13 protein-coding genes are annotated in these 14,651 nt (G+C 65.8%); 11 read left to right on the top strand and 2 right to left on the bottom strand.

Annotated features, from left to right (window positions below; genetic code table 11):
- Window positions 1–14: 14 nt before the first annotated feature.
- Window positions 15–1,649, top strand: a complete 1,635-nt coding sequence (locus N2602_RS02150) for an alkaline phosphatase family protein (protein WP_260381606.1) — start codon at window positions 15–17, stop codon at window positions 1,647–1,649.
- Window positions 1,650–1,794: 145 nt separating this feature from the next.
- Here N2602_RS02150 and N2602_RS02145 read toward each other — a convergent pair whose 3' ends face one another.
- Window positions 1,795–2,772 carry a Bug family tripartite tricarboxylate transporter substrate binding protein gene (locus N2602_RS02145; protein WP_260381605.1) on the bottom strand — a complete coding sequence of 326 codons (978 nt, stop codon included), beginning with the start codon at window positions 2,770–2,772 and terminating at the stop codon, window positions 1,795–1,797.
- Between the two features lie 208 nt (window positions 2,773–2,980).
- Here N2602_RS02145 and proB point away from each other — a divergent pair, with 208 nt between their 5' ends.
- From proB to N2602_RS02095, 10 genes are all read left to right on the top strand, one after another.
- Window positions 2,981–4,102: a glutamate 5-kinase gene (gene proB / locus N2602_RS02140; RefSeq protein WP_260381604.1), complete on the top strand. Its 1,122-nt coding sequence runs from the start codon at window positions 2,981–2,983 to the stop codon at window positions 4,100–4,102.
- A gap of 213 nt (window positions 4,103–4,315) precedes the next feature.
- On the top strand, window positions 4,316–5,611 hold the full coding sequence (locus tag N2602_RS02135) for a glutamate-5-semialdehyde dehydrogenase (RefSeq protein ID WP_260381603.1): 1,296 nt from the start codon (window positions 4,316–4,318) through the stop codon (window positions 5,609–5,611).
- A 20-nt stretch (window positions 5,612–5,631) separates the two neighbouring features.
- Entirely contained in the window at window positions 5,632–6,276 is a 645-nt protein-coding gene (locus tag N2602_RS02130) for a nicotinate-nucleotide adenylyltransferase (RefSeq protein WP_260381602.1), read from the top strand.
- A 208-nt stretch (window positions 6,277–6,484) separates the two neighbouring features.
- Window positions 6,485–6,841: a ribosome silencing factor gene (gene rsfS / locus N2602_RS02125; RefSeq protein ID WP_024338888.1), complete on the top strand. Its 357-nt coding sequence runs from the start codon at window positions 6,485–6,487 to the stop codon at window positions 6,839–6,841.
- A gap of 90 nt (window positions 6,842–6,931) precedes the next feature.
- A complete protein-coding gene (gene rlmH / locus N2602_RS02120) occupies window positions 6,932–7,414 on the top strand; it encodes a 23S rRNA (pseudouridine(1915)-N(3))-methyltransferase RlmH (RefSeq protein WP_172788816.1) in 483 nt (160 codons plus the stop codon).
- A gap of 32 nt (window positions 7,415–7,446) precedes the next feature.
- Window positions 7,447–8,805, top strand: coding sequence for a murein hydrolase activator EnvC (locus tag N2602_RS02115; RefSeq protein WP_260381601.1), 1,359 nt, complete (start codon window positions 7,447–7,449; stop codon window positions 8,803–8,805).
- Window positions 8,802–10,163 (top strand): S41 family peptidase, encoded by a 1,362-nt coding sequence (locus N2602_RS02110; RefSeq protein WP_172788818.1) that lies wholly within the window; start codon window positions 8,802–8,804, stop codon window positions 10,161–10,163. Before N2602_RS02115 ends, N2602_RS02110 begins: the two co-directional genes overlap by 4 nt.
- Window positions 10,164–10,308: 145 nt before the next feature.
- Window positions 10,309–11,532 (top strand): divergent polysaccharide deacetylase family protein, encoded by a 1,224-nt coding sequence (locus N2602_RS02105; RefSeq protein ID WP_260381600.1) that lies wholly within the window; start codon window positions 10,309–10,311, stop codon window positions 11,530–11,532.
- A gap of 75 nt (window positions 11,533–11,607) precedes the next feature.
- Complete coding sequence (locus N2602_RS02100) at window positions 11,608–12,114, top strand: RNA pyrophosphohydrolase (protein ID WP_172788820.1); 507 nt, start codon at window positions 11,608–11,610, stop codon at window positions 12,112–12,114.
- Between the two features lie 199 nt (window positions 12,115–12,313).
- Window positions 12,314–12,814 (top strand): RNA pyrophosphohydrolase, encoded by a 501-nt coding sequence (locus tag N2602_RS02095; protein WP_260381599.1) that lies wholly within the window; start codon window positions 12,314–12,316, stop codon window positions 12,812–12,814.
- A 115-nt stretch (window positions 12,815–12,929) separates the two neighbouring features.
- Here N2602_RS02095 and N2602_RS02090 read toward each other — a convergent pair whose 3' ends face one another.
- Window positions 12,930–14,603 (bottom strand): adenylate/guanylate cyclase domain-containing protein, encoded by a 1,674-nt coding sequence (locus N2602_RS02090; protein WP_260381598.1) that lies wholly within the window; start codon window positions 14,601–14,603, stop codon window positions 12,930–12,932.
- Window positions 14,604–14,651: the final 48 nt, after the last annotated feature.

Genomic DNA, 14,651 nt, shown 5'->3' with positions numbered 1-14,651 from the left:
AGCGGGGGCAAAGCATGGCGCGCGCGAAGAACGTTCTCTGGATCATGTGCGACCAGCTTCGCTACGATTATCTCGGCTGCACCGGCCATCCCAAACTGAAGACGCCGAACATCGACGCCATGGCGAAGCGCGGCGTGCTGTTCACGAAGGCCTATGTGCAATCGCCGATCTGCGGCCCGTCGCGGATGTCGTTCTACACCGGCCGCTACATGCGATCGCACGGCTCGCACTGGAACGGCTGGCCGCTGCGGGTCGGCGAGCCCACGCTCGGTGATCATCTCAAGACAATCGGCGTGCGCAACGTGCTGGTCGGTAAGACCCACATGGCCCCTGATATCGAAGGCATGAAGGCGCTCGGCATCCCGCCGGAATCCATGATCGGCGTGCATGTCGCCGAATGCGGCTTCGAGCCGTATGAACGCGACGACGGCCTACATCCGACCGGGCGGCCGCGCCCGAAATACGATGAGTATCTGCGAAAGCACGGCTTTGAAGCCACCAATCCCTGGGAGCATTGGGCCAATTCCGGCGCTGCCGAGGATGGCAGCTTGCAGAACGGCTGGCTGCTGGTGCACGCCGACAAGGCCGCGCGCGTGCCGGACGAGCATTCCGAGACGCCTTACATGACGCGGCGCGCGATGGACTTCATCGGCGAGGCCGAGACCGACGGCCGGCCGTGGTGCCTGCATCTGTCCTACATCAAGCCGCACTGGCCCTATATCGCGCCCGAGCCCTATGCCAGCATGTATTCGACCGATGACATGATCCCGGCGATCCGCTCTATGCGCGAGCGGCAGAATCCGCACCCGGTGTTCGGCGCATATATGGACATGCGCTACTCCTGCAACATGGCGCGCGACGAGGCCCGCGAGAAGGTGATCCCGACCTATATGGGCCTGATCACCCAGATCGACGACCAGATGGGCGTGCTGATGAAGTTCTTAGGTGAGCGCGGCCTGCTGGACACCACCATGATCGTGTTCACGTCCGATCACGGCGATTATCTCGGTGATCACTGGATGGGCGAGAAGGATCTGTTCCACGAACAGTCGGCGAAGATTCCGCTGATCATCATCGATCCCTCCCGGGAGGCCGACGCCACGCGCGGCACGCGCAGCGATGCGCTGGTCGAGGCGATCGATCTTGCGCCGACCTTCGTCGATTATTTCGGCGGCCAGGTGCCGGGCCACATTCTCGAAGGACGTTCGCTGCTGCCGCTGCTGCGCGGGCCAACGCCGCCGGATTGGCGCAAGGTGGCGTTCTCCGAATACGACTATTCCATGCAGGACGTGCGGCTGAAGCTGAACCAGCCGATCGAGCGCTGCCGCCTGTTCATGGTGTTCGACGGCCGCTGGAAATACATCCACGCCTCCGGCTTCCGCCCCATGCTGTACGATCTCGAAACCGATCCGGACGAGTACGTTGATCGCGGCGACGATCCTGGTTGCGCCGGCATCATCGCGCGGCTGCAGGCCGAGCTGTTCGACTGGGCGCTGCATCCGAACGATCACATCACGACACCACGCGAGAAGATCGCCGCCTATGCGGACAATCAGCTCCAGGTGAAGAACGGCGTTTTGATCGGCATCTGGGATGAAGCGGAGCTTGCCGCGATCAAGGACGGGATCGCGCAGCGCACGAAGATGTAGACCCACCGCGGTCTGTATTAACATACGACCGCGAATCGATCCACACCGTCATTGCGAGCGCAGCGAAGCAATCCAGATTGCTTCCGCGGAGAGATTCTGGATTGCTTCGTCGCAAGAGCTCCTCGCAATGACGGGAGGAGAGACCTCAATTCTCGATCTTGTATCCCGTCGCCTTGACGATCGGCTGCCACAGCGCGGTGTTCGCGGCGAGCTCCTTGGATAGCCCGTCCGCATCGCTGCCGACCGGTATCAAGCCGATCGCCGTCAGTTTCTCCTTCACCTCGGGCTTGGCAAGCGTCGCGCTCGCGGCCGCGCCGAGCTTGCTCGCAAACTCTGGCGGGCTGCCGGCGGGAAGCCACATGCCGTACCAGGCATCCGCAACGAGATCGATGCCGCTTTCCTTCAGCGTCGGCACGTCAGGCGCGAACGGTGAACGCTCCGCGCTCGACACCGCGATGATCTTCACGCCCTTGGCGCGATGCTGCGGCAGCGCGTCCGCGAGCGTGGTGATGCCGAACGAGACGTGGCCGCCGACGAGATCGTTGAGGATGGGCGCGCTGCCGCGATAGGGCACGCGGGTCAGCGGAATGCCGAGGTCCCTCTCGAGCTTGGAGCCCATGAAATGCGGGATCGTGCCGTTGCTCGGCACGCCGAACGAGGTCTTGTCGGGATGCGCCTTGAGCCACGTCACGAAGCTCTTGAAATCGACGGCTTCGACCGCCGGGTTGATCACCAGCGCAAATTCGAAGCGCGCCAGCAGCGACACCGGCACGAAATCATTCGCGGTGTCGAAGCTCGGTGTTTTCTCCACCATTGGCAGCAGGTACATGGTCGGCCCGGTCGTCACCAGCACCATGCTGCCGTCGGGGCTCGCACTCTTCACCGCCTTGATGCCGATCAGGCCGTCGCCACCGGTGCGATTCTCGACCAAGACGGTCCGTTGCAGCACCGGCGCCATTTCCTGCGCGAGCAGCCGGCACAGCGTGTCGCCGCCGGCTCCCGCCGCGAACGGGAAGATGATTTTCGTGAGCCCGGCCTGCGCTCGAGACCCGCCCGCCTGCGCCAACAGCGGCAGCCCAAGATATCCTTTAAGACATCCGGCCATGAATTTGCGGCGATCCATGCGTTTCCTCTCTCGGCCCCATTATCGTTGAGCGCAGTTAGAGCCAGGCGGAGGCCTGGCACAAGGCCGACATGCGCCGTTTATCATGCCGGCTGCCTTGCGCCGGTCACCATCCTGCTGCAAAAGCAGGGCTCATCGGCGCCGCCTGTCGCTCCGCCGTTTCCAATGCAGAGCAGATCGCCCAAAGCGCGCCAACATACATACGCACATGGCCAGCCCCGAACTCAGTCAATTCCGCCGCATCGTCGTCAAGGTCGGCTCCGCGCTGCTGGTCGATTCGGACAAGGGCGAGGTGCGGGCGTCCTGGCTCGCCGCGCTCGCCGACGACATGGCCAAGCTGCACAAGGAAGGGCGCGACGTCCTGGTCGTCTCCTCGGGCTCGATCGCGCTCGGCCGCAGCCGGCTGAAATTGCCGCGCGGCCCGCTGAAGCTGGAAGAGAGCCAGGCCGCTGCCGCTGTCGGCCAGATCGCGCTGGCGCGGATCTGGTCGGAAGTGCTCGGGGCGCACGGTATCGGCGCCGGCCAGATCCTGGTGACGCTGCAGGACACCGAGGAGCGCCGCCGCTATCTCAACGCGCGCTCCACCATCGGCAAGCTGCTGGAATGGCGCGCCATCCCCGTGATCAACGAGAACGACACGGTGGCGACCACCGAGATCCGCTACGGCGACAACGATCGCCTCGCCGCGCGCGTCGCGACCATGGCGAGCGCCGATCTGCTCGTGCTGCTGTCCGACATCGACGGGCTCTACGACGCGCCGCCGAAGAACAACCCGAACGCAAAGCTCATCCCCGTCGTCGACAGCATCTCCTCGGAGATCGAGGCGGTGGCGGGCGATGCCGAGTCCGAGCTGTCGCGCGGCGGCATGCGCACCAAGGTCGAGGCGGCCAAGATCGCGACGACCGGCGGCACGCACATGCTGATCGCCTCCGGCAAGATCGAGCATCCCTTGCAGGCGATCGCCGATGGCGGCCGCTGCACCTGGTTCCTGACGCCTGCCAATCCCATCACCTCGCGCAAACGCTGGATCGCAGGGACGCTGGAGCCGAAGGGCACGCTGACGATCGATGCCGGCGCCGTGACCGCGTTGCGCGCCGGCGCCAGCCTGCTGCCGGCCGGCGTGATCAAGGTCGAGGGCCAGTTCGCCCGCGGCGATGCCGTGATCGTGCGCGGCCCCGACGGCAGCGAGGTCGGCCGCGGCCTGATCGCCTATGACGCTGACGATGCCGAGCGGATCAAGGGCCGCTCCTCCCCTGACGTGATGACCATCCTCGGCATCAGCGGCCGCGCCGAGATGATCCATCGGGACGATCTGGTCGTGGGCGGGTAGGCTTCTTTCGTCATGCCCGGGCTCGTCCCGGGCATCCACGTTCTTTCGGGGCCACCAAGACGTGGATGGCCGGGTCAAGCCCGGCCATGGACGGGACTAGGCCAGTGACCGAGGCACAGCAACCGCCGGGCGAACCCCTGCCATACCCTCCCCGCCCTTCGCAAAAGCTGGATTTCCGTGCTAGGACACTGCCTTAGCAGAAGGTTTGACCCCATGGCCGCCCCCCTCAAAGCCGTTGACGGCAATGCCGATCTTCAGGCGCTGATGTCCGATCTCGGAACCCGTGCCCGCGCCGCCGCGCGCGTGCTGGCGCTGGCGCCGCCGGAGCAGAAGAACCGGGCGCTGGAGGCGATGGAGCGGGCGATCCGCGCCAACGCGGCGAAAATTCTCGCCGCCAATGCCGAGGACGTTGCGGAGGCCCGCGCCTCCGGTAGTGCCACCTCCTCCTTCATCGACCGCCTGACGCTGACGCCGGCGCGGATCGAGGGCATGGCCGAGGGCATCGGCATCGTGCGCGGCATCAAAGATCCGATCGGCGTCGTCATCGAGAGCTGGCAGCGGCCGAACGGCATGACCATCGAGCGCGTGCGCGTGCCGCTCGGCGTCATCGGCGTGATCTTCGAGAGCCGGCCGAACGTTGCGGCCGACGCCGGCGTGCTGTGCCTGAAGTCAGGCAATGCCGTAATCCTGCGCGGCGGCTCGGACAGTTTCCGATCGTGCCGCGCGATCCATGACTGCCTGGTGCAGGGCCTGCGCGAAGCTGGCCTGCCGGAAGCTGCGATCACGCTGGTGCCGACGCGCGACCGCGCGGCGGTCGGCATGATGCTGTCGGGCCTGAGCGGCGCCATCGATGTCATCGTGCCGCGCGGGGGGAAAAGCCTCGTCGCGCGCGTCGAGCAGGAAGCGCGCGTGCCTGTGTTCGCGCATCTCGAGGGCGTCAACCACGTCTATGTCGATGCCAGCGCCGACCTCGCCATGGCGAAGTCGATCGTGCTCAATGCCAAGATGCGGCGCACCGGCGTCTGCGGCGCTGCCGAGACGCTGCTGGTCGACCGCGCTGCCGCTGGCAAGAACCTTAAGCCGCTGGTCGAGATGCTGCTCGATGCCGGCTGCGAGGTGCGCGGCGACGAGGCCGTGCAGAACACCGATGCGCGCGTCAAGCCGGCGAGCGACGAGGATTGGGACACCGAATATCTCGACGCGATCATCGCGGCGAAAGTGGTGGACGGCGTCGACGGCGCGATCGCGCACATCCAGGACCACGGCTCGCATCACACCGATGCCATCGTGAGCGCGGATGAGGCTGCGGCGCAGAAATTCCTCAGCGAGGTCGATTCCGCGATCGTGCTGCACAACGCCTCGACGCAGTTTGCCGATGGCGGCGAATTCGGTTTCGGCGCCGAGATCGGGATCGCCACCGGCCGCTTCCACGCGCGCGGCCCGGTCGGTGCCGAGCAATTGACGAGCTTCAAATATCGCGTTCGCGGCACCGGGCAGACCCGGCCGTAAGTGACGTCGCGGGGCGGGCATTGAGGAACAATCTCGTCGTGCCGCGCTTCGTGGCGCAAGCGGTCCCGGCCTCGACGCCGGGCATGCGCATCGGCCTGCTCGGCGGCTCGTTCAACCCGCCGCATCAGGCTCATCGCGCCATCAGCCAGTTCGCACTGAAGCGATTGCAGCTCGATCGCGTCTGGTGGCTGGTCACGCCAGGCAATCCGCTCAAGGAGAACGGCACGCTGCACGAGCTCGGCGAGCGCATGCAGGCCGCGCGCGACGTCGCCGACGATCCGCGCATCGAGGTGAGCTGTCTCGAATCCGTCATTCGCACCCGCTATACTATCGACACGATCAACACCTTGCGCCGCCGCTTCCCTGGCTTGCGCTTTGTCTGGATCATGGGCGCCGACAATCTCGCTCAATTCCATCGTTGGCAGGACTGGCGGCGCATCGCCGCCCAGGTGCCGATGGCGGTGATCGATCGCCCGCCGCAGAGTTTTCGCGCGCTCGGCTCGCCCGCAGCCCAGGCGTTATCGCGCTACCGCCTGCCCGAAAAAAAGGCGGCCCTGCTTGCAGATCGGCCGGCACCGGCCTGGGTGTTCCTGACCGGATTGAAGCTGAACCTGTCCTCGACCGGCCTACGGAACCCGGATGGGAGCTGGAAAGGTACGAAGTGAGACGAAGTGTACGGACATGGTGTGGACTACGGGCTCTCTGGCATATTGAAACCCTTAACCCCACATGATGTAGTGTAACCGGTGGGCGCCGGATTCGGCGTTCGCGATACAGTGAAAGGAATGGTCCCTGACCGCATCTGTATTGTCCAAGCCTGTTTTACCCAAGGTTGCCAAGCCTACGCGTAAAACATCGACCAAAGCTGCGGCCTTGAAGGCGCAACCCGACGCCGACAAGACGCTGAGCCTGATCCTCTCCCGCCTCGAGGACATGAAGGCGGAAGAGACGGTCACAATCGACCTTCGCGGCAAATCGGCGTACTCCGACTACATGATCGTCACCACCGGCCGGGTGAACCGGCACGTCGGCGCGATCGCGGAAAACGTCACCAAGAGCCTCAAGGAAAACGGCATCAAGAACATCCATGTCGAGGGCTTGCCCAATTGCGACTGGGTGCTGATCGATTCCGGCGACGTGATCGTGCACGTGTTCAGACCCGAGGTCCGCGAGTTCTACAACCTCGAGCGGTTGTACACGCAGGGCCCAGGGGCGGCGAAGGCGATCTAGGCTCACTGCCGATTTCGAATCGGCTGACGCGCATGCTAGCGTCGTGCGCGCGCCTGTTGCGCGCGGTCTTGTCAACGCGGCACTGAAATCATGCGTGTTGCTGTCATTGCGGTGGGCCGGCTGAAGCAGGGCCCCGAACGGGAGCTTGCCGACCGCTATTTCGAACGGTTCTGCGACGCCGGCGGCAAGCTCGGATTCCGCGGGCTCAGTGTCTATGAAGTTGCCGAAAGCCGCGCGCGCGATGCCGCGACGCGGATGGCCGAAGAGGCCGCGGCGATCTCGGCGCATATTCCTGACAAGGCGATCCTGGTGGCGCTGGACGAGCGCGGCCAAAATCTCGACTCCACCGTATTCGCACGGCATCTCGGACGCTGGCGCGACGAGGGGGCCGGACATACTTTCTTCGTGATCGGAGGGGCGGACGGACTTTCGCCCGAATTGCGCCGTAAGGCCAAGCTCGCGATCGCGTTCGGCTCTGCGACCTGGCCGCACCAAATGGTCCGCGTCATGCTTCTGGAACAGCTGTATCGGGCCGCCACCATCCTGGCCGGCCACCCCTATCACCGCGCGTGATGCGCGCCACAACGAGCACCTTTGCCGACACGATGCGAGCGCCGCTCCTCAACCTGCTGCTGATCACGGGCCTCGCCGGCGCAAGCCTCGCGCAAGCGAACACAAGCCTCGCGCAAGCTCCGACGCAAGGTCAGACAGTTGCGCCGCCGCCGCAGACCGCGGCGGTCTCGCCCGATGCGATCAAGCAGCGCGAGCAGGAGCTGGAGGCCGCGCGCGCGAGGCAACGAAGCGCGGAAGAAGCGCAGGCCAAGCTCAAGGGCGAGATCACCGCGCTCGGCCAGGACCGCACCCAGCTCAATCAGCAGCTGATCGAAACCGCCGCCAATGTGCGCACTGTCGAGACCAAGATCGACGAGGCCGAGGCGCGGCTGCGCGCGCTGAACGGCCGCGAGCAACAGATGCGCGCTTCGCTGGATTCGCGCCGCGCCGACATCGTCGAGGTGCTGGGGGCCTTGCAGCGCGCCGGCCGGCGCACGCCGCCGGCGCTGCTGGTGCGGCCCGAAGATGCGCTGCAATCACTGCGCACCGCGATGCTGCTCGGTGCCGTCGTGCCGGAATTGCGCGGCCGCGCCGAAAGAATCGCGGGCGAGCTCGGCGAGCTTGTGGCCTTGCGCAGGACCATCGCCACCGAGCGCGATCAGCTCGCCTCCGACCGCGACAAGGTCAGGAGCGACCAGACCCGGCTCACCGCCCTGATCGAGGAACGGCAGCGCCAGCAGTCCGCACGCGAAAAAGACCTCGACGCCGAGGGCGCGCGCGCGATCGCGCTGTCAAGGCAGGTCGGCGATCTCCAGGGGTTGATCGCCAAGATGGAGCAGGACCTGCAAAGCGCCGCCAAGGCGGCCGAGAAAGCCGCCGAGGCCGCAAGGCAGGCCGAGGCCAAGGCGGCTGCCAGCGCCAAACAGGGCCCGGGCGCGTTCAAGGACAAGTCCCGCACCACCCCGGCGATCGCCTTCGCCTCGGCCAGGGGTCTCCTGCCGTTTCCGGTTAACGGTAACAAGATCAGGGATTTTGGCGGTTCCGACGGGGCCGGCGGCGTCCAGAAGGGCATTTCGCTGGCGACCAAGCCCGGCGCCCAGGTCACGACGCCGTGTGATGGCTGGGTTGTGTATGCCGGCCCATTCCGCAGCTATGGACAACTCTTGATCCTCAATGCCGGGGGCGGGTATCATGTCCTGATCGCCGGGATGGAGCGCATTTCGGTCAACATCGGGCAGTTTGTGCTCACGGGGGAGCCGGTCGCGACGATGGGGTCGACCTCTCAGGTCGCCTCCATTCTCGCCACGAACGCGAGTCAACCTGTGCTGTATGTCGAGTTCCGTAAAGACGGCACTCCAATCGATCCAGGCCCATGGTGGGCCGCAAATGAAGGCGAGAAGGTTCGCGGATGATGCGCAAGACTTCAGTAATCCTCCTCAGCGCCGCCACCGGTGCGGCGCTGACGCTGTTCGTGACCCAGCCGCGCGCGGTGTTCATGGGCTCCAGCGCGCGAGCCGCCACCGCGGACACCTATCGCCAGCTCAATCTGTTCGGCGACGTCTTCGAGCGCGTGCGCTCCGATTATGTCGAGAAGCCCGATGACACCAAGCTGATCGAATCCGCCATCAGCGGCATGCTCACCGGCCTCGATCCGCATTCGAGCTACATGGACGCCAAGAGCTTCCGCGACATGCAGGTGCAGACCCGCGGCGAGTTCGGCGGCCTCGGCATCGAGGTCACGATGGAAGACGGCCTGATCAAGGTGGTCTCGCCGATCGACGACACGCCCGCGTCGCGCGCCGGCATCATGGCCAACGACATCATCACCAATCTCGACGACGAGGCGGTGCAGGGCCTGACCCTGAACCAGGCGGTCGAGAAGATGCGCGGCCCCGTCAACACCAAGATCAAGCTCAAGATCATCCGCAAGGGCCAGGACAATCCGCTCGACGTGACGCTGGTGCGCGACAACATCCGCGTCCGCTCGGTGCGCGCGCGCGTCGAGCAGGATGACATCGGCTATATCCGCATCACCACCTTCAACGAGCAGACCACCGAAGGCCTGAAGCGCGAGGTCGGTAACCTCACGAACCAGATCGGCGGCGACAAGCTCAAGGGCTTCATCATCGACCTCCGCAACAATCCGGGCGGCCTGCTCGAGGAAGCGGTCACCGTCTCGGACTCCTTCCTCGAGAAGGGCGAGATCGTCTCGACCCGCGGCCGCAATGCCGAGGAGACCCAGCGCCGCACCGCGCATGCGGGCGACCTGACCAAAGGCAAGCCTGTCATCGTGCTGGTCAACGGCGGCTCGGCCTCGGCGTCGGAAATCGTCGCCGGCGCGCTGCAGGACCACAAGCGCGCGACGATCGTCGGTACGCGCTCGTTCGGCAAGGGCTCGGTGCAGACCATCATTCCGCTCGGCTCGGGCAACGGCGCGCTGCGGCTGACCACGGCGCGCTATTACACGCCGTCGGGCAAGTCGATCCAGGCCAAGGGCATCGTGCCCGACATCGAAGTGCTGCAGGACGTGCCTGACGAATTGAAGTCGCGCACCGACACCAAGGGCGAGGCTTCGCTGCGCGGCCATCTGAAGAACGACGGCGACGAGAAGACCGGCTCGCAGTCCTATGTCCCGCCGGACGCCAAGGACGACAAGGCGCTCAAGCTCGCCGGCGACCTGCTCCACGGCATCAAGAACAGCGCCTCGGCCGCGCCGACCCCGGGCAACGACAACAAGGCCACGACCGACAAGCCCAAAGCGGCGAACTAAGTCGGCGTCACGCGCGATCCCACGAAAGGGCGGCTTCCTGAAGCCGCCCTTTTTGCTTGGAACTCCCGTCGTCCCCGGCCTCTCCCGGCCTGCCGCCGCTTGACCGCGGCGTGGTATCGTCGGCACGAGTGATTCGGGATCGCGCATGACTGAGACGGCCGACGATCTGAGCGCCCCGCTCGGACAGGACAAGCCGCGCCGGAAACGCCGGCTGCGGCTGCCGTTCACCGCCCTGCAGCTAGTGGCCGTCCTGCTCGGCCTGTTCCTGATTAGCTTTGCCGGCTTCGCCATCTTCAACAAGGATCCGCTCGGCGGCGAGCCGATGGCCAGGCTCGCGATCCGCGCTCCCAGTGCCACGGACGAGAAGCCGGCCGCGTCCGGCCACGGCGCCGAGAGCAAGCCGGACGCCAAGCACGAGACCAAGGAAGCGCCGAAGCAGGCCGCGCCCGGCGAGCAGAAGACCATCACCATGATCGACGGGTCCACCGGCGCCCGCCACGACGTGGTGATCGGCGCAGGCGATGCTGCCGACAAGGGCGAGGCGGCATCCGGCCCGCCGCCCGTCATGGCCGGGATCAATCCGAAGCTGCTGGAGAAATCACGCTACGGCATGATCCCGGTGGTGGCCGACGGGCTGAGGCCGTTCACCGTCTATGCGGCCGATGCCGACCGTGCCAAGGCTGCCAAGATGCCTGTGGTCGCGATCGTGATCGGCGGCCTCGGCGTCGGCGCCGCAAAAACCACCGATGCCATCATGAAGCTGCCGCCGGCGGTGACGCTGGCCTTCACGCCCTACGGATCAGACCCCGGCAAACTCGCCGAACGGGCGCGGGCGAAGCGCCACGAGATTTTCCTCCAGATCCCGATGGAGCCCTACGACTTCCCCGACAACGATCCGGGGCCGCAGACGCTGCTGACCTCGCTCAGCCCCGACCAGAACATGGACCGCCTGTACTGGCACCTCAGCCGGATGCAGGGCTATGCCGGCCTCACCAATTTCATGGGCGCCCGCTTCATTGCGACCGAGCCGGCGATGCAGCCGATCATCCGCGAGGCGGCCAAGCGCGGCCTCGGCTTCTTCGACGACGGCTCCTCGCCCCGCAGCATCGCGCCCCAGGCGGCGGCCAACCAGGCCGTGCCGTTCGGCAAGGGCGATATCGCCATCGATGCGGTGCCGACGGCGACCGAGATCGACCGCGCCCTCAACAAGCTGGAATCGACGGCGCGCGAGCGCGGCATCGCCGTCGGCACGGCCTCCGCCCTGCCCGTCTCGATCGAGCGCATCAGCGCCTGGACCAAGACCCTGGGCGACCGAGGTATCCTTTTGGTGCCATTGACAACCGCGATGCTGAAATCAAAATCCAGCTAAATCAACGAATTGGTTCGGCACGGGTCTCGCGGGGCCGGCATGCCTTCCAAAAATGCAGGCAAGAGGTCTGGCGGAATGGCGCGTTACGAGGATCTGCCCTACCGGACCTGTGTCGGTGTGATGCTGATCAATCCAAAGGGACTGGTGTTCATCGGCCGCCGCGCCGGCGGCATCGAGCATGTCGACGACACCCATGTCTGGCAGATGCCGCAAGGCGGGGTCGATCCCGGCGAGGACACCTGGGAGGCGGCCAAGCGCGAGCTCTACGAGGAGACCAGCGTGCGCTCGGTCGAGCGGCTCGGTGAGGTCCCGGACTGGCTCACTTACGACATCCCGCGCACGGTCGCCGGGCGCGCCTGGAAGGGCCGTTACCGCGGCCAGCGCCAGAAATGGTACGCGGTGCGCTTCACCGGCAAGGACAGCGAGATCAACGTCGCGAATCCCGGCGGCGGCGGCCACAAGGCCGAATTCGTGAGCTGGCGCTGGGAGTCGATGAAGAATCTCCCTGAGCTGATCATCCCGTTCAAGCGCCCGGTCTATGAGCGCGTGGTGCAGGAATTTTCTGCGCTGGCGGAGGGATAGCGAGCTTCATCCCAGCACTCCGCTCGTCACCCCCGCCTAGTGCGCAATTGCGCACCGGGGCGGGGGTCCATAACCCCGGACGGGAGTGGTGGGCCGGATATCACCACGAGCTTCCAACCGTCCACCGCCTGTGGTTATGGATTCTCAGGTGCGCAACTGCGCACCAGAGCTCGCGCTCCGCGCACCCCGGAATGACAAGATGAACAATGAAAAACCCTACCGCCCGAACGTCGGCATCGCGCTGTTCAATCCGGACGGCCATGTGCTGATCGGCCATCGCTTCAAGGGCGACGGGCCCGAGATCATCCTTCCGGGGCTCGACTGGCAGATGCCGCAGGGCGGCGTCGACGAGGGCGAGAACCTGCGCGATGCGGCGCTGCGCGAGCTCTGGGAGGAGACCAACGTCGTCAGCGCCGACTATCTCGGCGAGACCGACTGGTTCACCTATGAATTCCCGCCTTACGATGGACCGCAGACGCATCGCCTCGCAAAGTTTCGCGGCCAGCGCCAGAAATGGTTCGCGCTGCGCTTCACCGGCCACGACGACGAGATCGATCCGCTGACGCCGCGCAACGGACAGCCTGCCGAGTTCGATGCCTGGCGCTGGGAGCGCCTCGACCGTGTCGCCGACCTCGTGGTGCCGTTCCGCCGCGAGGTCTATCAGGCCGTGGCGCGAGAGTTTGCCCACCTCGCGAGCTGAACTTTCGAAAACAACCCCATGCACAGTAGAGATGGGGTTGAAATCGTTAGGTTATTTTGCCGGGATGGACGCATAAAGGGGCGCCTCTGCCAGCGCACCAGTCGGGGCCTCATCGCTAATTGATCGGGCCGACCGTGAATGGGCCGATGGCGATGACGTGGCAGTCGCTGTCGCGCTTGGCGCAGTCGGCGAGCGCGGAATTGACGGCGGTCTGCTCGTCGGCGGCTTTGAGGCCGAGGCCGGCGCGGCCGGACGTGCCGACGGCGACGGCGTTCCAGCCCGTGGCGTCACCGAGCTTGCGGACGACCTCGCCGCGCGCTTCGGCCACGATCGAGGAATTGGAGGCGGCGTTGAAGAAGCCGGTGATCCTGAACAGGGTCGGGATCGGCACGACGAAATTATCGTCAACCGCAACGACCATGCAGGGCACGCCGGCGATTGCGCCGCACGATTCCAGCGAGCGCTTCGCCGCGTCGTCGGCTGATGATGCGCCCAGCACCATGAAATATTGCCCGCCCGGACTGAGTGCCACCGAGCGGGACTTCGCCGCCGGCACGAACATGTTCTCGAGCCGGACTTTTTGCGGCTCGCGTACGATCGGAAAATCCTTCGAGGCGAACGGCCGCTCGATCATCGCATCATGCCTGACATAGGGCGGCGGCATCGGCGGCTTGCCGTGCGTGTAAACGATCGTGTTGCCGACGGCGTAGAGCTCGCAGCGCCGCGGCGATTGCGCGGCGTCGGCGCGCTTCTGGCACTGCTCCAGCGCGGCGCTTCGCGCAGCCTCCTCGCTTGCATGATTCAGCGACGAGCCGGTGAAGCCGCCGACATTGAGTGCGAAGGCCTTGTAATCGCCGGAGCTCGCATAATCGCCAGCGAGGAAGCTGCGCACGCGCTCGTTGATGAAGGGTACGCTGTCGGCAGCAAGCTTGCCTGTCATCGGCGATGCCGATGGTGACGGCGCAGGCATCGGGGCCATCGCGGCGCCGGCGTTAGACGGAGCCATCGGAGCCATCGGCGCCTTTGCCATTTGGGTCAGCATCGGGCTCGGCGTCGCCGCCGCCGCAGCCGGCGTTGGGCTCGGCGCCGCATTGGCCGTCACGGCCGGCGCCGCGGCACTCGCGGTCTGCTTGAGCTTGGTGTTGTAGAGAAAGCCGGTGACGACGATGGCGACGATCGAGACGACGGCGACCACCAGCGGCCACATCCACACCGGTGCCGCGGCCGCCTTGGAAGCCGCCGTCTTCAGCTGCGGCTTGGCATAGCTGCCGTCCTCGCGCCGCATCGCCACCAGATAGGCGTGCACCGGCGTCGGGATGTTCTTGACCTCCTGCGCGCCGATATCGGCGAACTGCACCGACAGCTTGTTGGCGACCTGCTCATGCACCGCGCGGGAGACGCAGATGCCGCCGACCTCGGCGAGGCCCTCCAGGCGCGCGGCGATGTTGACGCCGTCGCCCAACAGATCGCCGTCGCGTTCGACGACGTCGCCGATGGTGATGCCGATGCGGAACGACATCTGCCGGCTCGGCGGATAGGCCATGTTGCGGGTTCGCAAGCTTTCCTGGATGTCGATCGCACAGCGCACCGCATCCACCGCGCTCGGAAACTCCGCGAGCACGGCATCGCCCGCCGTGTTGAAGATGCGCCCGCCGGCCTTGGCGATGAAATCGTCGACGACCTCGCGATAGGAGGCGAGACGCCGCAGCGTCTCCTCTTCGTCTTCCGCGACCAGCCTCGAATACCCGGCAATATCGGCTGCGAAAATCGCTGCGATCTTGCGTTTCATCTGCCACCGGCCCCCGGAACAAATCCGCGGGGCGCAGAATGCCGCCAT

The sequence above is a fragment of the Bradyrhizobium sp. NC92 genome, assembly GCF_025200865.1.
Classification (GTDB): domain Bacteria; phylum Pseudomonadota; class Alphaproteobacteria; order Rhizobiales; family Xanthobacteraceae; genus Bradyrhizobium.
Note: the sequence above shows the minus strand (reverse complement) of the source record. Positions and strands in the feature narration are given on the sequence as shown.